Genomic DNA, 16,926 nt, shown 5'->3' on the forward strand with positions numbered 1-16,926 from the left:
AATCAGGGGAATGACTGTCAATTCCACCCCCCAGCACAGCCCACTGCGGCGCTTTACCCTCATGCTGCCTGGGGAGGACAAATTTGACCCGGACCAAGATGAAAGCACCCCTCCCAAGGGGCTGCCCCAAGAGCGCTTCCTACTCGGAGATAAGTTACCGATTGCCCCCGTCTTATTGCTAGGCCAAAGTGGCTTGCCAGTAAACCCCAACGAGGTCATAGCCTGCCTTCAACCAGTTCACTTTCATGCCACTCGAGATCATCTGATTTTGATGGCCCAAAGTCAGATTGATCTGACTGCTGAAGAATCCACCAAATTACTCCAAGTTGCCCTTCCCTTTATTGAAGAGGATTTTGGCAACAAAGTCTTGTTTCAAGGACAGCGTGATTGGTTTATTCCAGCCGGACCCTTTGCTAACTTGGCAACACACTCAATAGATCAGGCCCATGGCCGTAATATCGACTGGTGGATGCCACGCGATACAAGCGAGTCGGGGATCGCTAAACTCTGGCGCAAACTCCAAAATGAAATTCAGATGCTGTGGCACATTGATCCCGTCAATGAAGCACGCGAGCAAAGCGGGCTACCGAGCATCAATTCGCTGTGGATTAGCGGTATCGGCAAACTAGAAGATATTCGGACGCCAGATTTATTCCAAAGCGTTACGCGGATCTATGGCGAACATCCCCTGCTATCCGGATTAGCAAAGCATCTCGGCATTCCCCAACAGGGTGAGATTGATTTTTCAAAATTAGTGGGCAGCTTTGCTTACCTAGATAGACCAGAGAACGCCTGGGATCGATTGAAGAATGCCTTACTGAATAAAGAGCTAGATGAGATTGAAGTCATCGACTTTCCCAAAGGTAAAGCACGCCACAGAATTTTCACAGCCAAAGACTTGTATAAAAAATCGTGGGTCTTCTGGAAAAAATCTGAGCCTTTGACTTGGAAAGAAATGATTGCATCATGACGATGAGCATATTTTCACAACGTCCTTTCTCTGATCGCACCGCCACCTGGTTGCAGCAAACTGGTTTACATCCATTGTTAGCAAGATTGTTTGCAGCCCGAGGTATCGACAAGCCAGATGAGCTCTCTTTAGATCTCAAGCAACTACTCTCACCAGTCGAGCTCAAAAATTGCATCAGCACTGCCGCTCTGCTGGCCGATATTCTGGAGCGCAAAGAGCCGATGCTGGTGGTAGCTGACTATGACTGTGATGGTGCTACTGCTTGTGCAGTTGCTCTGCGTGGCTTGAAGATGTTGGGCGGTCCGGAGACTGCCATTCAATTCTTGGTACCAAACCGCTTTACGATGGGTTACGGCTTAACGCCAGAGGTAGTGGAATTAGCCGCCCTACAAAACCCAAAACCTAAATACCTCATTACCGTTGATAACGGCATTGCCAGTGAAGCTGGTGTTGATCGAGCGCGAGAGTTAGGCATGGAAGTCATCGTGACTGACCATCACCTGCCAGGCGATCGGCTGCCAAAAGCCACTGCGATCGTAAATCCCAATCAACCCGGTTGCATCTTCCCAAGTAAGGCGCTTGCAGGCGTTGGTGTGATGTTCTATTTGCTTGTAGCGCTGCGCGCTGAGCTACGCAAACGCGGCAAATTTACCGCTGAGACCCAGCCTAAGATTGAGAACCTATTGGATCTCGTGGCTTTGGGGACGGTAGCAGATGTTGCGCAACTGGATCGCAATAACCGCATCTTGGTTTCGAATGGATTAAAGCGTATTCGTGCCGGGGTTTCGCAAGCCGGTATTCAAGCGCTCTTTCAGGCAGCTGTACGCGATCCACGCAAAGCCAATACCTTTGATCTAGGTTTTGCTATCGGCCCTCGCCTGAATGCAGCAGGCCGCCTCGCAGACATGACTTTGGGCATCCGCCTCCTACTCAGCGATAAGACGGATGAAGCTATTGAGTTGGCTTATGAACTTGATCGCATTAATCGAGAGCGACGTGTGATTGAGGGTGGAATGCAAGAGGCAGCGCTCGCCCACCTCGCTGAAGATCAACTTGCAGGCACTATGGCAGAACGCTCGAGTATCTGCCTTTGGAATCCAGAATGGCATCAAGGCGTTGTTGGCATTGTGGCCTCGCGCCTCAAAGAACGTTTTAATCGCCCTGCAATTGTATTTGCTCCCGCGGATGGCGCTACTGGAGAAGAATTGCGCGGCTCCGGCAGATCGCTTACTGGCTTTCATCTGCGCGATGCACTGGATATTGTTTCTAAACGTGAACCTGGCTTGATCCTCAAATTTGGCGGTCATGCGATGGCAGCTGGCCTGAGTATCAGAAAGGCCGATTTTGAGAAGTTTGATGCATTGTTTCAGCAGGTTGCCAATGAATTACTCAATGATGAACTGCTAGAGCGTCGCCATATTCACGATGGTTCTCTCGCCCTATCAGAATTCACAGCAGAAACTGGCGATCTGCTTGCCGAAGAAATCTGGGGCCAAGGCTTTCCCCAGCCGATTTTTTATGGAGAATTTGAGGTTGGCCAACAAAGCCTCATGAAAGAGAAGCATCTTCGTCTGCAGCTTCGCCCCATTGGGGATGGTCAACTGGCTAGCAAACCATTTACCGGGGTTTGGTTTAACCGGACCCAGCCATTACCAGCCAAGGCCAAGCTTGCCTACCGCTTGGTGACCGACCGCTTTCAGGGTCAGGCTCGCGTGCAACTCATGATTGAGGCCCACGACGAGGGCTGAGCAGTAATAACCCCCTTATAATCAGGGGATGGAAGCCGAACAACTCAATACTATTTCAAATACCCTCTCCGATCTGCTCACCCGTGAGCAAGCACTTCGGGGGTATCTTTGACTTCGAAGTAAAGTCACGCCGCCTTACTGAAGTTAACTCGATTCTTGAAGATCCCACCATCTGGGACGATCAAAAGAAAGCACAGGCCCTGGGCAAAGAAAAGAAATTGCTCGATGGTGTTGTTGCCACTCTCACTGATTTAAATAGCAATCTCACTGGTGCCCTCGAGTTATTCGATATGGCCAAAGAAGAAAGCGATTTTGAAACTATTAGCGCCATAGAACAAGATGTCGAGAGCTATAGCAAGATCATTCATGATCTCGAGTTCCGTCGCATGTTCCACAATGAGATGGATCCGTGTAGTTGCTTTATTGATATTCAAGCAGGTGCTGGTGGTACTGAAGCTTGCGATTGGGCCAGCATGCTCTATCGCCAATATTTAAAGTATTGCGAGCGCAAAGGCTACAAAACTGAAATTCTGGAAGAATCTGATGGTGACGTTGCTGGTATTAAGAGCGCCACTATCAAAGTCGATGGTGAATACGCTTACGGACACCTGCGCTCAGAGACAGGTGTACACCGCTTAGTGCGTAAATCACCATTTGACTCTTCCAATGGTCGCCATACTTCTTTCGCCAGTATCTATGTGTATCCAGAGATTGATGACTCGATTGAGATTGACGTTAATCCAGCCGATATCCGTACGGATACCTATCGCGCCTCTGGTGCGGGTGGTCAGCACATTAACAAAACTGACTCTGCCGTACGCTTAACCCATCTCCCAACCGGGATTGTGGTTCAGTGCCAAAACGATCGAAGTCAGCATCGCAATAGAGCAGAAGCGATGACGATGTTGAAGTCACGCCTGTATGAACACGAGATGCAAAAGCGTCGTGTGGAACAGGACAAATTAGAGGCCAGCAAAACGGATGTGGGCTGGGGTCACCAGATCCGCTCCTACGTGCTTGATCAGAGCCGCATTAAAGATTTACGTACGAACGTTGAGATCTCTAATACCCAAAAAGTGTTGGATGGTGATCTTGATGCCTTTATTGAAGCCAGCCTGAAGCAAGGCGTCTAATTCATTACCCCTATTCCAGTTATTAATACTCCATATGAACGATCAAGTGAACTCCAATCCTAGTCAAGCCTCCGTTACCGAAGTCGTTGATGAAAATCACATCATTGCCGAGCGCCGTGAAAAGTTAGCCAAGTTGCGTGAAGGTGGTGTGGCATTTCCGAATGATTTTGTACCGACTCACTTAGCTGCAGACTTACATACTCACTACGACAGCCTCACTAAAGAAGAAATGGCCGCCAAAAAGGTGCATGTCAAAGTAGCCGGTCGCATGGTGCTTAAGCGGGTGATGGGTAAAGCCAGCTTTGCAACCATTCAAGATCGCAGCGGTCAGATTCAGTTCTACATCAATGATGAAATCAGTGGTGCAGATATCCACGGTGCATTTAAACACTGGGACATGGGTGACTTTATCTCTGCTGAAGGCAATTTATTCAAGACCAATAAGGGCGAGCTCTCCGTTGAATGTAGCAATCTGCGCTTACTGAGCAAGTCTTTACGCCCGCTTCCAGATAAATTCCATGGCCTTTCTGATTTAGAGACCAAGTATCGTCAACGCTATGTTGATCTGATCGTCAATCCAGAAAGTCGCAATACCTTTAGAGCACGCAGCAATACGATCGCTTCTTTGCGTCGTCATATGCTTGATGCAGACTTTATGGAAGTCGAAACACCGATGCTCCATCCGATTCCAGGTGGCGCTACCGCTAAGCCATTTATTACGCACCACAATGCTTTGGATATGCAAATGTTCTTGCGCATTGCGCCAGAGTTGTACTTGAAGCGCTTAGTGGTAGGTGGCTTTGAGCGCGTCTTTGAAATTAACCGCAACTTCCGCAACGAAGGCGTTAGCCCGCGTCACAATCCAGAATTCACGATGATGGAGTTCTATGCAGCCTATACGGATTACCGTTGGTTGATGGACTTCACAGAAGGCTTGATTCGCGCAGCAGCAATGGATGCGCAAGGTACGGCCGTTCTGACGCACCAAGGCCGTGAACTCGATCTGAGCAAGCCTTTCCAACGCTTGACGATTACTGAAGCCATCCTGAAATACTGTGGTCAGTCTAATAAAACTTACGAGCTCGCTCAATTAGAAGATGCTGCATTCATTCGCGCTGAATTAAAAAAAGGTGGCGAGAATCCAGACTCCCCCGCTCTTAAGAACGCCGGCATTGGTGCGCTCCAATTGGCTTTATTTGAATTGGTTGCTGAAGCCCATCTTTGGGAGCCAACCTACATCATTGATTACCCAATTGAAGTTAGCCCCCTCGCCCGTGAATCCGATACGCGCCCTGGCATTACCGAGCGCTTTGAACTATTCATCACTGGTCGTGAAATTGCTAACGGCTTCTCCGAGTTAAACGATGCTGAAGATCAAGCCAATCGTTTCCGTAAACAAGTGGAGCAAAAAGAAGCGGGTGACGAAGAGGCAATGTACTTTGACCATGACTTCATTCGCGCGCTAGAGTACGGCATGCCTCCAACGGGTGGTTGCGGTATCGGCATCGATCGTTTAGTCATGTTACTCACCGATGCACCCAATATTCGTGATGTGATTTTGTTCCCACATCTGCGTCGCGAAGAAGAGTAAGCAAGCTCCACTCGCTAGAAATGAAAAAGCCGCAGACTCTGCGGCTTTTTCTTGGCTGGGCATTTCACTGAGAAAACCTACTCTCCAGCGGACATCTTCCTCAGGAAGAGTCGAGTAAAAAATATAGCCATACCGATAATAGTTACTATGACGGCTAAACTTAACTGGCCTTCAAATGTGCCAAATAGCTCTCTTAACATCATCTTCTCCTCTTGAATTTCCTCCCACCACTCTAGGCTTTTCAAGGATTGGGGATTTGACCGAAATCAAAAGAATGTGCTATTTCGCTGGGAAGAGTTGCGTATTTTCACTATCAATGACTGTCACATTCACCGGAATTCCAGCACTAACACTAGAAGAAACAGTACAGAAATCTTGGAACTGCGCCAATACGCGATCTAGATTCTCCAGAGTAGTGCCTGGAACACCAATACGGATCTCGACCTGAATTGCCAGAATGCGTAAACGGTTTTCTGCATTCCTACCAATCTCACAACTAGCCTTGGTTTCAATCGGCTCAGGATTTTGCTTAAATTTTCTTAAAGCAAATAGCAAAGAGTCGGAGAGGCAGTTGGCTACACCAGCCAATAAGAACTGAGAAGGAGTTGCGCCTTGCGATCTTCCAAGTGGTGGCGGTTCATCGCCATAAATGGGGTCTCGCTCTTCGTTGTAATAAATCGCAAATTGATAATCAGATTGCTGTACTAGTCGTACGGATGGCTCGCTACTCATATATCTCCTTATCCTGAGCGTTTGAAGGAAATATACCTGAAAATCATATAGAGAATAGCGGGATGCCCATAAAAAAAAGGCCCTGTAGGGCCTTATTGGGTTTGCCACTAATGGCACTTATGCGGGCAAACCTTGTTCATCAAATACACCTTCAAACAATGCTGAGCTTAAGTAACGCTCTGCGGCGTCCGGCAATACAACCACAATGGTCTTGCCGGCATACTCGGGTTTCTTGGCAAGACGAACCGCCACAGCAGCAGCAGCCCCGCAAGAGATACCCACTAGAATCCCCTCTTCTTTTGCAATGCGGCGTGCAAATTCAATGGCCTCCTCATTGCTAACAAGCTCAACCCTATCCACCACAGATAAATCTAAATTATCCGGAATGAATCCAGCGCCTATTCCTTGAATCTTGTGAGGGGCCGGTTTAATTTCTTCACCATTCAATTTTTGGGTAATAACTGGACTTGCAGTGGGTTCAACTGCTACCACCTCAATAGCTTTTTTCTTAGTATGTTTGATGTAACGGCCAACACCAGAAATCGTGCCACCCGTTCCAACACCGGCGACAAAGACATCAATCTTGCCGTCGGTGTCATCCCAAATTTCAGGACCAGTAGTCTTTTCATGAATGGCTGGATTCGAAGGATTACTAAACTGTTGGAGTAACACATACTTACTGGGATCGGATTCGGCAATCTCTTTTGCCTTGGCAATTGCGCCATTCATGCCTTTTGGACCTTCAGTCAAAACAATCTTGGCACCCAAAGCTGTTAATAATTTGCGTCGCTCCAAACTCATCGTTTCTGGCATGGTCAGAGTCAAAGGAATTCCACGCGCAGCAGCTACAAATGCCAGAGCAATGCCAGTATTGCCGCTAGTTGGCTCAACCAGCTCTTTGCCAGGACCAAGCAAACCCTTTTCTTGTGCATTGTTAATCATGGAAACCCCAATACGACATTTCACCGAATAAGCTGGATTACGTCCTTCAATCTTGGCCAGCACGGTTGCCTTCGCGCCATCTGTAACACGGTTTAAACGAACCAATGGTGTTCGGCCGATAGTTTGGGAGTTGTCAGTAAAGTAAGTCATGGTTATTCCTGCTGATGGTTTAAGAGTTAATTGATACCGACTATCTTAGGGCATGGGTATTGGCATGTAAAACAAACTCTGTGAATAAGCTTATCAACTAAAAGACTAATGAAAATCTTAGATTAGTCTAATATTTAGTGATTAATTTCACTTATAAGATCATCCATGAGATCCGCTCTATTTATACCCCTAATTTCCTCCGCCCTCGCCATCATCTCGGCAAATGCAGCTGCCCAGGCACAAAACCCAAACACCCTATTAAATGTCTCATACGATGTATCCCGGGAGCTTTATAAAGAAATTAATCCTGCCTTTGCAGCGGACTGGAAAGCGAAAACTGGAGTGCAGCCCACGATTAATCAATCCCACGGCGGATCCAGCAAACAGGCTGGCGCGATTATTGGCGGTCTGGAAGCTGACGTTGTCACAATGAACCAGTCCCCTGATATTGACATTCTGGTTGAACGCGGAAATCTCGTGAGCCCAAACTGGAAAAATGCATTTCCAAAACAAGCCTCACCATACTCATCAGTTACTGTTTTCTTGGTACGAAAAGGCAATCCAAAAAATATCAAAGACTGGTCTGACCTAGCCAAGCCAGGCACACAAGTCATCATCCCTAACCCAAAAACTTCTGGAAACGGCCGATACACTTATTTGGCAGCCTATGGATATGCCCTGCAAAAGACAAAGAGTGAAAAACAGGCAAAAGAATTTGTAACAGATATTTTCAAAAATGTTCCAATATTAGATGGTGGCGGACGCGGAGCAACTACCACCTTTAGTCAACGCGACATTGGCGATGTATTGATAACTTTTGAAAATGAAGCAGAATTAATTGGCAAAGAAGTTGGTCCTGGCAAATTTGAGGTCGTCTACCCATCCATTACGATCGAAGCTCCAGCACCCGTTGCAGTAGTTGATAAGTATGCTAAGAAGCATGGGACTGAAAAGCTTGCCAAGGCTTACCTAGATTACCTCTACACTGAAACTGCGCAAGATATTATTGCTAAGCATTACTTCAGACCGCGTAACCCAACGCCAGCTATCACCAAAAAATATGCAGCTAATTTCCCAGAAGTAAAAACATTCTCAGTCGATACAGTTTTCGGTGGCTGGAAGAAAGCTCAGAAAGAGCAATTTGATGATGGCGGCATCTATGATCAAGTCGTGATTGAAGCATTCAGCAAGAAACGTTAAGAATCTCAAAGGCCGCTAAATGGGTATCCCCAGTAAAACCCGTCTATTTATAGATAGCCTAAAAAGTGGCCCTAGCAATGGTAATCGCCCACTCTTTCTTAATGAAAAGGGGGCGATTGAGGCCAAATGGAATAACCTGACGCTGTCCAGCGTCTTTCAGCCCATATATAAATCTAATGAATTAACAAAGGCTTTTGCTTACGAGGCTTTTGTACGATGCGAACATGCAAACGGAAATCAAATTGGCGTTAATGACTTATTTTCCAAGAACGCAAACCAAGATGAGATTACCGGCCTAGATAGACTCTGCAGAACTCTGCACCTTTTAAACTTCACACTTCACGATGAGGAACATGCACTACTTTTTCTTAACGTAAACGAAGGATTAATCTCAGCGGTGGGCGAGAACCATGGTGCCGCCTTCAGAAAAGTGATTGATGCGCTAGGATTTTCACCAAGCCGTATCGTTATTGAGCTTCCAATTTCACTAGTGAAAGATAGTAAGCGACTTCACTTCGTATTACAAAACTATCGACTTAACTCTCTTGAGGTAGCGGTCAATATTGAAGCTAAAGATGATCTTGCTAGCCTTGCTGAAAGAGTGAATATTCGTTACATCAAAATTGCGAGATCCTCATTACAGACACACGGAAATCTCACCGAGGAACTTGAAAAAATTTCACAACTAAGTGATTCAGCAAATATCATAGTCACTAAAAATGATGCTCTACTTCAAGAGGCCGCCAATCCAAAAATATTACTTCAGGGCAATGCCTATCGAATTGCATCCGGATTTCAAGAAAATGCTTTGACTGACGCTAGCACTACCTCCCCAAGACTGTTCATATCATTGCATGTAGGCGGTTAATCACAGCTACAACTCAAGCCGATTCAGCACCCAGATTCCTCCTTGGAAAAAAGCTCACAAGCAAGGTTACCAAGATAATTGCAAACCAAACTAAAGACCACTCAGGCACTTGTAATCCCAGGATTGCCGGCAACTTTGCAGAACACATCCCGTCAGCTTTAAACAACCAGGGCAATCCTTTAGCTAATTGAAATTGATTGATCCAAGTTTCTAAGGGATCAATGCCGCAAGATGTTTCTGGATGTGAGACTAACCAGACTTGACGCCCTGCTATCGAAAGACCATAAGCCGCACAAAGCGCCGCCAATAAATGGAAAAGCTTTCTGAGAGGATTAAAGCCAGCAGCCAAAAAGCAAAATATGCTGATACCCAAGTATCCAATTCTCTGCAGAATGCAAAGTGGGCAAGGTAGAAAACTCACCCCTTGATATCCAACTTGTTGAAGTATGACGGCAAAGATCACCAGCCCGAGGCTTAGTAAAGAGAGATAAAAGTATTTGGCTTGGCTCATTTGGAAATGATAACCAAAGCGAAAAAGATTATGTTTTTTAATAAATGCATGGAATTAATTTGTTGACTCTACCCTGATAATCTCGGTAGGCTGGAAAGCGCTCTACCAGCCAAATCTCTTCGCGCCTTGCCTTAAAGTCAAACAAGAAAAATAATCCAATGACATATGCCAAAACATAAATGCCGGGAAATACAAATAACCATGCAAGCGCGGCTAGTAGTACTCCAAAATAGATGGGGTGTCGAACAAAACGATATAGCCCGGTCTGAACTAATTCAGCATCGTCTTTAGGGCAAGGTAAAGGCGTGAGATTTTTTCCGAGATTGATCACGGCAATCACCATAACCAAACAGGCTAGCAAGCCAATTGCAATGCCGCACGATTGAAGGATGGTTTTTAGTGGTCCCTCACTAACTAAAGAAGAGCCTTGAGGTCCAAACAGTATCAGACCAATTAGGACGGCCTGAACAACAACATACCATGCACCTCTATCAAAGATTGATCTATGGGGTGAGGGATTCATTATGTGGTCTCATAAGGATAAGACCACAGTCTAGCTTGCTTTAGTAGGTTAAAGCCTTATTAAAATGCTCGTCAATGCTAGCGCTATCTTGAGATAGAACGTGTTGGGCAATTAGGAACACTCCAGAAATAAAGCTAATGCAAACCAAAAGGCCAAACGCATGATATTGATTTAAGCCACTTTGATTCAAAACCTCAAGGTAGCGATTACTTTCAAGAGCAAGGTGTGTGGAGAGGCTCAATAGAGCTAAACCCAACAATATCTGGGTGATGGTCAGAAATAAGGGCTTTGCAACTGTAGTCTTTGTGGACATAAGTCCTCCTTGGAATAGGTATGGAGCGATCTTATGGGAGCCATGTCTACTTGTAAAAGACTCCTTTTTTATATGCTAAATACTTTTTTATCTATAGAACCCTGTCAAGAATGAGGATAATTGAGGTTTTCTCCCTACTATTAAGCACTTATGGCAGCCTATAACACTGAAACCGTCCTCACCGTTCATCACTGGAACGACACCCTCTTTAGCTTTACTACCACCAGAAACAAGGGCTTACGCTTCCGTAGCGGCCACTTTTTGATGATTGGCCTAGAGGTTGAAGGTAAGCCATTGGTAAGAGCTTATAGCGTTGCCAGTCCAAATTATGAAGAGCATTTAGAGTTTTTAAGCATCAAGGTTCAAGACGGCCCCCTTACCTCACGTCTTCAGAAGATTCAGGTTGGCGACCCGATCTTAGTGAGCGAGAAGTCTGTTGGCACATTAGTGATTGATGACTTAAATCCAGGAAAGCATCTCTACCTGTTCAGCACCGGTACTGGACTTGCCCCATTCATGAGTATCATTCGCGATCCGGATACGTATGAAAAGTTTGAGAAGGTTGTTCTTATTCACGGTGTACGCTTAGTCAGTGAATTAGCTTATGGCGATTACATCAAGAATGAATTAACTCAAGATGAATACATTGGCGAGATCATTCGTGAAAAATTGATCTACTACCCAACTGTGACACGTGAAGCGTTTACGCACACTGGTCGCTTAACCACCGCCATTGAATCTGGTCAGCTCTTTAAAGATATTGGCCTGCCTCCATTAGATCCGGCAGTCGATCGCGCCATGATTTGCGGTAGCCCGTCCATGCTGAAAGAAACTGCTGAGATGCTCGATGCCAAAGGCTTTAAAGTATCCCCAAGCCTTGGCCAACTAGGCGACTATGTCTTTGAACGTGCATTCGTAGAGAAATGATCTAAGTAGCATGTTGGATTTTTTTCTGGAGTCAGCACACTTCATTTTGTCTGGCGCTTTAGTAGGCATGCTCGTAGGACTTACAGGCGTGGGCGGTGGCTCTTTGATGACTCCGATCCTAACGCTAATCTTCGGCGTAGCTCCAACGACTGCGGTTGGAACCGATCTAGCCTTTGCTGCCATCACCAAAGGTATTGGTACGGCGGCCCATCGCTTACACGGTAATGTGAAATGGAATATTGTAGGTCTGCTTTGCGTGGGAAGTCTCACCACTGCAACGCTATCCATCCTTTTCCTGAAGCAAGTTGGACCACTCTCAAAGGAATGGACGCATTTCATCACCTTTTCGATTGGGGTATCAGTCCTACTCACAGCCCTCTCGCTAACGGTCAGAGCGAAGATTTTGCGTTGGGTTAAAGACAACCCACATCGCATGCTCCAAGGGACCCCTTTAAAAGTGGCTACCATTTTGATTGGTGGAGTCATCGGCATTTTGGTGACCATCTCCTCGATTGGCGCCGGGGCTATTGGGGCAACCTTAATTCTTCTACTCTACCCACACCTCAAAACTGCAGAAGTCGCAGGCACCGATATTGCTTATGCTGTTCCATTAACAGCCCTAGCAGGCCTAGGGCATTGGTGGCTTGGTAATGTTAACTTCAGCTTACTATTTGGGCTGCTCATTGGCTCCGTCCCGGCGATTTGGTTGGGCGCCAAGCTCTCCAGCACTCTGCCTGAAAAATTTACTCGCACCGCACTAGCTACCACCTTGTTACTAGTTGGCATCAAACTAGTAACTGCTTAAGCCAGCTCAGCAGCGATGCCCTAATAAGGGGGGTGTTCATAGAAATTTTCAGCCACACCCTCTTTCGCAAGATGCTTCCCAATCAAAACAATGCCGACCACAAAGCCTGCAAATATTAATCCGGCATATGCATAATCCTTAAAAGAGCCACCCTTAAGGAACAAGGTGGCTAAAAAATCACCCTTAGCCCCCAAATAGATCGAAAGGCATAGCAGTCCTAGGCCAAATATGGCGCTCAGCAATGAGACGGCAAACCCCGGTAACTTTTGATTTTGCTCTGACATAACCACCTCCATATTCAAGATGACTCCAGCATATGGGGGTTATTATTTTTTTAGAACCAAGAAAAAGTTCTATGTAAATACCGAGCATTGCTTAAGAAATTCCAGCTCTATATGCAAAATTAACATATCGATATCACAAAAGATTACTTGTAGTCAGTCTTAAGCCCCTGTACATTATTCCTAACGCACCTCAAAACCCAAGGAAAATTAATGTCACCCGTAAGAGAGCTCTACAACCCCGTAATTACCAAATTACTGCGTGAGCATGATCGGCTGGGTCACGACCAGGTTGAGGAGCGCAAAAGCTTTCAGCGTCGCATCTTATTCCTAATGAGCACTATTAAGTTCTCAGAGTATGAAGATTCTTTTGCATAATGCCAAATAACTAAAATTCAATAAGAAAGGCCGCTACATAGCGGCCTTTCTTATTACTACAGATACTTTAGATAATTAACGCATCAATGCTGTGAGCGAATGCGATGCAATACCGCGATCATCGCATCTACCTCTTGGCAGGTATTGTAAAAAGCCAGCGATGGTCGAACGGTGGTTTCCACCCCCATACGACGCAAAATAGGCTGTGCACAATGATGACCAGAACGCACTGCAATCCCCTCCTTATTCAAAGCTGCGCCAATATCTTCAGTTTTAATGCCTGGAATTACAAAAGATAAGACGCTAGCTTTATCTTTAGCAGTACCAATCAATCGAATACCTGGAACTTCTTTTAATGAGCGTGTAGCATAAAGGAGAAGTTGATGTTCATATTGATCAATCAGATCGATGCCAATTGAATTGACATAGTCCAAAGCCGCTCCAAGACCAACAGCATCTGCAATATTGCCTGTGCCGGCCTCAAATCGACCTGGAGCATCGTGGAACTGAGTATGCTCGAAAGTCACATCTTTGATCATGTTGCCACCACCCTGCCAAGGCTGCGTGGCGTTGAGCAAGTCTTCTTTACCGTATAGCGCTCCAATTCCAGTGGGTCCGAATACCTTATGCCCAGAAAATACAAACCAATCCGGGTTCAGGTCTTGTAGATCAACCCTCATGTGAGATATCGACTGCGCACCATCCAACAGCACCTTAACACCAGCGGCATGAGCTATTTCAATCACCTTCTTCGCGGGCGTAATAGTGCCCAAGGCATTTGAAACATGTGTAAAGCTCACAAGCTTAGTGCGATTGTTAAATAGCTTTTGATACTCATCCAAAAGTAATTGGCCATCGTCATCTACCGGAATCACGCGAATACGTAAGCCTTTTTCTTTGGCCAACAGCTGCCAAGGAACAATATTGGCATGGTGCTCTAAGTTACTGAGAATAATCTCATCACCCTCTTTGAGGTTTTGACGGCCCCAGCTTTGAGATACCAGGTTAATCGCTTCGGTTGTACCTCGCGCAAAGACAATCTCGTTAACCGACTTGGCATTGAGAAATGCCCTAACCTTTTCACGAGCACCTTCGTACGCATCGGTCGCACGAGCAGCTAATTCATGGGCAGCGCGATGAATATTTGAATTCTCGTGCTCATAAAAATAACTGATGCGATCAATGACGGACTGGGGCTTTTGGGTAGTGGCGGCATTATCAAACCAAATCAACTGACGGCCATTGACTCGCTCGAAGAGGATTGGAAAATCTTTGCGAACTAACAGCGGATCAAGCGTGGTGTTTTGCGTCTTAGCAACTAGGACCTCATTAAGAAAGACTTGATTAACTAAGGGATCATTACCTGGATTAGCTAAACTGCCCAACAAAGAGTTCGGAATAAATTGCTCGGCACCAAAACTTCTACCCAAAGATAGCGAGCTTGGATTTTGGGCAAGCGCATCATGATCAGCTTGTTGCTGCGCACCACCTAAAGCTTGTTGTGGTACAGCCGATACATCCAGCGAAGTTGGCGATTGAAATGAATGACTCGTCGCTCCAGTTAGCAAATTGCCACGCGGATCACCCAAACTGAGCGAGCTTGGGTTTTGTGCAAAGGAATCATGTCCAACTTTATGCTGAAAACTAGCAAGCACTTGCTGGGCAATAGCCGCTAAATCCAAAGATGCATTTGGTTGGAATGAATGGCTTGCTACTCCGCTTGGCAAATTGCCGCGTGGATCACCCAAGTTACTTGGCTGATGTTGAAAATCAGAAAAATTCTGATTTGCCAGATCGGCCAATACCTGAGGGTCTAATTGACCCGCTTGATATTGATTATTTGTACTCATGGTATTTACCAACCTCTACGCCATCGAGAACTGCAAGCGCATCATCAGTTAATACAGCTAAAGAGCAATACAAGGAAACCAAATAAGAAGCAATTGCCTTGTTATTAATGCCCATGAAGCGCACTGATAAACCTGGGCTTTGCTCACCTGGCAAGTTCGGTTGATATAAACCAACTACACCTTGCTTTTTCTCGCCACTACGAACCAAGATGATGGAGGATTTTCCGTCTTGAATCTTCACCTTGTCCGATGGAATCAGTGGTACGCCACGCCAAGTCAAGAACTGACTACCAAATAGACCGATAGTTGGCGGAGGAACACCGCGACGAGTACACTCACGACCAAATGCAGCGATGGTTTTGGGATGGGCCAAGAAGAATCCAGGCTCTTTCCAAACCTTAGTTAGCAACTCGTCTAAATCATCTGGTGTAGGTGCGCCAGTGCGGGTTTTGATGCGCTGATCTGGAGCAACACTTGCCAATAAGCCATACTCGGCGTTATTGATCAATTCACCTTCTTGACGCTCTTTAACAGTCTCGATGGTCAAACGCAATTGTTCGCTGATTTGATTGTATGGACTGCTATACAAATCAGAGATGCGTGTATGCACATCCAATACGGTATTTACAGCACTTAAAAAGTACTCTCTTGGGTTGGAATCATAGTCCACGAAGGTTTGTGGCAAGACACGCTCATCATCACGACTAGAGCAGTCTGTTAATACTTCGGAAGGATTGATTACCTTATTAAGGCGATAAATACCCGCCTCAACCGGAACCCAACCCAATAGTTGAGTTAACCAACGAGGAGAAATTGTCGATAACTGAGGTACCGTTTTGGTTGCGTTGGCTAATTGCCGCGCTGCTAAATCGCCTAATGCTGTTGGGCTTTGAATAACTTCTGCTATAACTACTCCTTTAGTGGTTGATAAAAAACTTGTAAATAAATAAGTTAACTACTGAATTACCTAGTGACCAAGCGTTTGTGCTTGAGAAATATTGCTATCTGATGTGACGCTTTTGGTTAGCCAAACATTGCCTCCAATAGTTGACCTAGCGCCAATCGTGATGCGCCCTAGAACCGTTGCGCCCGCATAAATAACGACATCGTCTTCTAAAATTGGATGGCGTTCAGCGCCTTTAATCAGGTTGCCATCATCATCTTCTGGAAAGCGCTTGGCTCCGAGGGTTACGGCCTGATACAGGCGAATGTTCTTCCCCAAAATGGCCGTCTGACCAATGACAACACCGGTACCATGATCAATAAAGAAGCCCTCGCCAATCTGAGCCCCTGGATGAATATCAACGCCTGTTTTTGAGTGTGCAATCTCAGAAATAAAACGCGCAAGCAAGGGGGATCCAAGCTTGTAAAGAGCGTGCGCTATCCGATAATGAATCGCCGCACTAACCCCGGGATAACACAACAGAATTTCTGAAACGCTGGTTGCTGCAGGGTCTCCACTGAGCGCTGCTCGAATATCACTCACTATTAAGGCTCGAATAGAGGAAAGCTCGGCTGCAAATTGACTGGTTAGATCATGTGCCAGAGCATCAAACTTAGCCTCTTGCTCTAAATCATTGCTAGAAGAAAAATATAAGCCCCGACGGATCTGCTCAGACAATTGATTCAGGGCAATACCTAAAGCATTCCCAACAAAATAATCAATGCTCTCATCAGTTAAATCTGATCGACCGTAATGCGTTGGAAATAGAGATGCGAATATTCCACCCAAGATTTCCTCAAGAGCATGCCTAGATGGAAGCTCTCGCACTCTACCGAGATGTCGGATTTTATGGGTCTCTTCTCGAGACTTTCGAAGATCTGCGACCACCTGCGGTAGTTGGTATGGATGGTTCTCGTATATTTTTGTAGTCATAAAGCATTTGAATCATGAATAAACATATCAAATTTATGACTAAACAATTCATAAATGAACCAAGAAAAATATCTAAGCATTCCTAGATATCGATAGCAGAATTTCTTATTTCTCAAGCAATAGGCTTG

General features: G+C 45.8%; 19 protein-coding genes. 9 read left to right on the forward strand and 10 right to left on the reverse strand.

Annotated features, from left to right (window positions below; translation table 11 throughout):
* Nucleotides 1–10 precede the first annotated feature (10 nt).
* The 4 genes from ICN12_RS05670 to lysS all read left to right on the forward strand — a co-directional run bounded on the left by ICN12_RS05670 (nt 11) and on the right by lysS (nt 5,442).
* Entirely contained in the window at nt 11–970 is a 960-nt protein-coding gene (locus tag ICN12_RS05670; RefSeq protein ID WP_255537711.1) for a hypothetical protein, read from the forward strand.
* A 2-nt stretch (nt 971–972) separates the two neighbouring features.
* The gene (recJ, locus tag ICN12_RS05675; RefSeq protein ID WP_216271535.1) at nt 973–2,718 is read left to right on the forward strand and encodes a single-stranded-DNA-specific exonuclease RecJ; all 1,746 of its coding nucleotides are present in this window, start codon (nt 973–975) and stop codon (nt 2,716–2,718) included.
* 28 nt (nt 2,719–2,746) lie between these two features.
* A protein-coding gene (gene prfB, locus ICN12_RS05680; RefSeq protein WP_216271428.1) for a peptide chain release factor 2 occupies nt 2,747–3,851 on the forward strand; the annotation gives its coding sequence in 2 pieces (ribosomal slippage) (nt 2,747–2,818 and nt 2,820–3,851; 1,104 coding nt in all).
* Between the two features lie 34 nt (nt 3,852–3,885).
* Nucleotides 3,886–5,442: a lysine--tRNA ligase gene (gene lysS, locus ICN12_RS05685; RefSeq protein WP_216271430.1), complete on the forward strand. Its 1,557-nt coding sequence runs from the start codon at nt 3,886–3,888 to the stop codon at nt 5,440–5,442.
* A 77-nt stretch (nt 5,443–5,519) separates the two neighbouring features.
* On the opposite strand, the gene ICN12_RS05690 is transcribed toward lysS, so the two are convergent.
* The 3 genes from ICN12_RS05690 to cysK form a co-directional block, all read right to left on the reverse strand.
* Nucleotides 5,520–5,645, reverse strand: coding sequence for a DUF3149 domain-containing protein (locus tag ICN12_RS05690; protein ID WP_216271537.1), 126 nt, complete (start codon nt 5,643–5,645; stop codon nt 5,520–5,522).
* 76 nt (nt 5,646–5,721) lie between these two features.
* On the reverse strand, nt 5,722–6,174 hold the full coding sequence (locus ICN12_RS05695; protein ID WP_216271432.1) for an OsmC family protein: 453 nt from the start codon (nt 6,172–6,174) through the stop codon (nt 5,722–5,724).
* 117 nt (nt 6,175–6,291) lie between these two features.
* Nucleotides 6,292–7,266 carry a cysteine synthase A gene (gene cysK / locus ICN12_RS05700; protein ID WP_216271434.1) on the reverse strand — a complete coding sequence of 325 codons (975 nt, stop codon included), beginning with the start codon at nt 7,264–7,266 and terminating at the stop codon, nt 6,292–6,294.
* A gap of 165 nt (nt 7,267–7,431) precedes the next feature.
* Here cysK and ICN12_RS05705 point away from each other — a divergent pair, with 165 nt between their 5' ends.
* Together ICN12_RS05705 and ICN12_RS05710 are read left to right on the forward strand one after the other, a co-directional pair.
* Complete coding sequence (locus ICN12_RS05705; RefSeq protein ID WP_216271436.1) at nt 7,432–8,466, forward strand: sulfate ABC transporter substrate-binding protein; 1,035 nt, start codon at nt 7,432–7,434, stop codon at nt 8,464–8,466.
* Between the two features lie 19 nt (nt 8,467–8,485).
* The gene (locus ICN12_RS05710) at nt 8,486–9,334 is read left to right on the forward strand and encodes an EAL domain-containing protein (RefSeq protein WP_216271439.1); all 849 of its coding nucleotides are present in this window, start codon (nt 8,486–8,488) and stop codon (nt 9,332–9,334) included.
* 13 nt (nt 9,335–9,347) lie between these two features.
* On the opposite strand, the gene ICN12_RS05715 is transcribed toward ICN12_RS05710, so the two are convergent.
* From ICN12_RS05715 to ICN12_RS05725, 3 genes are read right to left on the reverse strand one after another with little or no spacing between them, the layout of a single operon-like run.
* Nucleotides 9,348–9,845, reverse strand: a complete 498-nt coding sequence (locus ICN12_RS05715; protein ID WP_216271440.1) for a disulfide bond formation protein B — start codon at nt 9,843–9,845, stop codon at nt 9,348–9,350.
* A gap of 37 nt (nt 9,846–9,882) precedes the next feature.
* The gene (locus ICN12_RS05720; protein ID WP_216271442.1) at nt 9,883–10,368 is read right to left on the reverse strand and encodes a methyltransferase family protein; all 486 of its coding nucleotides are present in this window, start codon (nt 10,366–10,368) and stop codon (nt 9,883–9,885) included.
* Nucleotides 10,369–10,408: 40 nt separating this feature from the next.
* Complete coding sequence (locus ICN12_RS05725) at nt 10,409–10,681, reverse strand: hypothetical protein (RefSeq protein WP_216271443.1); 273 nt, start codon at nt 10,679–10,681, stop codon at nt 10,409–10,411.
* Between the two features lie 150 nt (nt 10,682–10,831).
* On the opposite strand from ICN12_RS05725, the gene ICN12_RS05730 reads away from it, so the two are divergent.
* Both ICN12_RS05730 and ICN12_RS05735 read left to right on the forward strand, forming a co-directional pair.
* A complete protein-coding gene (locus ICN12_RS05730) occupies nt 10,832–11,608 on the forward strand; it encodes a ferredoxin--NADP reductase (RefSeq protein WP_216271445.1) in 777 nt (258 codons plus the stop codon).
* 10 nt (nt 11,609–11,618) lie between these two features.
* Nucleotides 11,619–12,413, forward strand: coding sequence for a sulfite exporter TauE/SafE family protein (locus tag ICN12_RS05735; RefSeq protein WP_216271447.1), 795 nt, complete (start codon nt 11,619–11,621; stop codon nt 12,411–12,413).
* Between the two features lie 20 nt (nt 12,414–12,433).
* Here the strand turns inward: ICN12_RS05735 and ICN12_RS05740 are convergent, their stop codons facing one another.
* On the reverse strand, nt 12,434–12,697 hold the full coding sequence (locus ICN12_RS05740; RefSeq protein ID WP_216271449.1) for a hypothetical protein: 264 nt from the start codon (nt 12,695–12,697) through the stop codon (nt 12,434–12,436).
* A gap of 210 nt (nt 12,698–12,907) precedes the next feature.
* Here ICN12_RS05740 and ICN12_RS05745 point away from each other — a divergent pair, with 210 nt between their 5' ends.
* A complete protein-coding gene (locus ICN12_RS05745) occupies nt 12,908–13,072 on the forward strand; it encodes a hypothetical protein (protein ID WP_216271561.1) in 165 nt (54 codons plus the stop codon).
* An 83-nt stretch (nt 13,073–13,155) separates the two neighbouring features.
* Here ICN12_RS05745 and ICN12_RS05750 read toward each other — a convergent pair whose 3' ends face one another.
* Genes ICN12_RS05750 through epsC form a run of 3 tightly spaced genes read right to left on the reverse strand, consistent with a single transcriptional unit; the run spans nt 13,156 to nt 16,798 of the window.
* A complete protein-coding gene (locus ICN12_RS05750) occupies nt 13,156–14,922 on the reverse strand; it encodes a family 2A encapsulin nanocompartment cargo protein cysteine desulfurase (RefSeq protein WP_216271451.1) in 1,767 nt (588 codons plus the stop codon).
* Nucleotides 14,909–15,829: a family 2A encapsulin nanocompartment shell protein gene (locus ICN12_RS05755; RefSeq protein WP_216271539.1), complete on the reverse strand. Its 921-nt coding sequence runs from the start codon at nt 15,827–15,829 to the stop codon at nt 14,909–14,911. Before ICN12_RS05755 ends, ICN12_RS05750 begins: the two co-directional genes overlap by 14 nt.
* Before the next feature lie 60 nt (nt 15,830–15,889).
* A complete protein-coding gene (gene epsC / locus ICN12_RS05760) occupies nt 15,890–16,798 on the reverse strand; it encodes a serine O-acetyltransferase EpsC (RefSeq protein ID WP_216271453.1) in 909 nt (302 codons plus the stop codon).
* Nucleotides 16,799–16,926: the final 128 nt, after the last annotated feature.

The sequence above is a fragment of the Polynucleobacter sp. AM-25C3 genome, assembly GCF_018882335.1.
In the GTDB taxonomy this organism is placed as follows: domain Bacteria; phylum Pseudomonadota; class Gammaproteobacteria; order Burkholderiales; family Burkholderiaceae; genus Polynucleobacter.

What these genes read in the sequence shown, in the direction of transcription:
- ICN12_RS05715 (WP_216271440.1), bottom strand. Translation starts at nt 9,845, where the DNA reads ATGAGCCAAGCCAAATACTTTTATCTCTCTTTACTAAGCCTCGGGCTG.
- ICN12_RS05745 (WP_216271561.1), top strand. Translation starts at nt 12,908, where the DNA reads ATGTCACCCGTAAGAGAGCTCTACAACCCCGTAATTACCAAATTACTG.
- lysS (WP_216271430.1), top strand. Translation starts at nt 3,886, where the DNA reads ATGAACGATCAAGTGAACTCCAATCCTAGTCAAGCCTCCGTTACCGAA.
- ICN12_RS05670 (WP_255537711.1), top strand. Translation starts at nt 11, where the DNA reads ATGACTGTCAATTCCACCCCCCAGCACAGCCCACTGCGGCGCTTTACC.
- ICN12_RS05735 (WP_216271447.1), top strand. Translation starts at nt 11,619, where the DNA reads ATGTTGGATTTTTTTCTGGAGTCAGCACACTTCATTTTGTCTGGCGCT.
- ICN12_RS05730 (WP_216271445.1), top strand. Translation starts at nt 10,832, where the DNA reads ATGGCAGCCTATAACACTGAAACCGTCCTCACCGTTCATCACTGGAAC.
- ICN12_RS05750 (WP_216271451.1), bottom strand. Translation starts at nt 14,922, where the DNA reads ATGAGTACAAATAATCAATATCAAGCGGGTCAATTAGACCCTCAGGTA.
- ICN12_RS05705 (WP_216271436.1), top strand. Translation starts at nt 7,432, where the DNA reads ATGAGATCCGCTCTATTTATACCCCTAATTTCCTCCGCCCTCGCCATC.
- ICN12_RS05710 (WP_216271439.1), top strand. Translation starts at nt 8,486, where the DNA reads ATGGGTATCCCCAGTAAAACCCGTCTATTTATAGATAGCCTAAAAAGT.
- ICN12_RS05690 (WP_216271537.1), bottom strand. Translation starts at nt 5,645, where the DNA reads ATGATGTTAAGAGAGCTATTTGGCACATTTGAAGGCCAGTTAAGTTTA.
- ICN12_RS05725 (WP_216271443.1), bottom strand. Translation starts at nt 10,681, where the DNA reads ATGTCCACAAAGACTACAGTTGCAAAGCCCTTATTTCTGACCATCACC.
- ICN12_RS05720 (WP_216271442.1), bottom strand. Translation starts at nt 10,368, where the DNA reads ATGAATCCCTCACCCCATAGATCAATCTTTGATAGAGGTGCATGGTAT.
- epsC (WP_216271453.1), bottom strand. Translation starts at nt 16,798, where the DNA reads ATGACTACAAAAATATACGAGAACCATCCATACCAACTACCGCAGGTG.
- ICN12_RS05695 (WP_216271432.1), bottom strand. Translation starts at nt 6,174, where the DNA reads ATGAGTAGCGAGCCATCCGTACGACTAGTACAGCAATCTGATTATCAA.
- recJ (WP_216271535.1), top strand. Translation starts at nt 973, where the DNA reads ATGAGCATATTTTCACAACGTCCTTTCTCTGATCGCACCGCCACCTGG.
- ICN12_RS05740 (WP_216271449.1), bottom strand. Translation starts at nt 12,697, where the DNA reads ATGTCAGAGCAAAATCAAAAGTTACCGGGGTTTGCCGTCTCATTGCTG.
- cysK (WP_216271434.1), bottom strand. Translation starts at nt 7,266, where the DNA reads ATGACTTACTTTACTGACAACTCCCAAACTATCGGCCGAACACCATTG.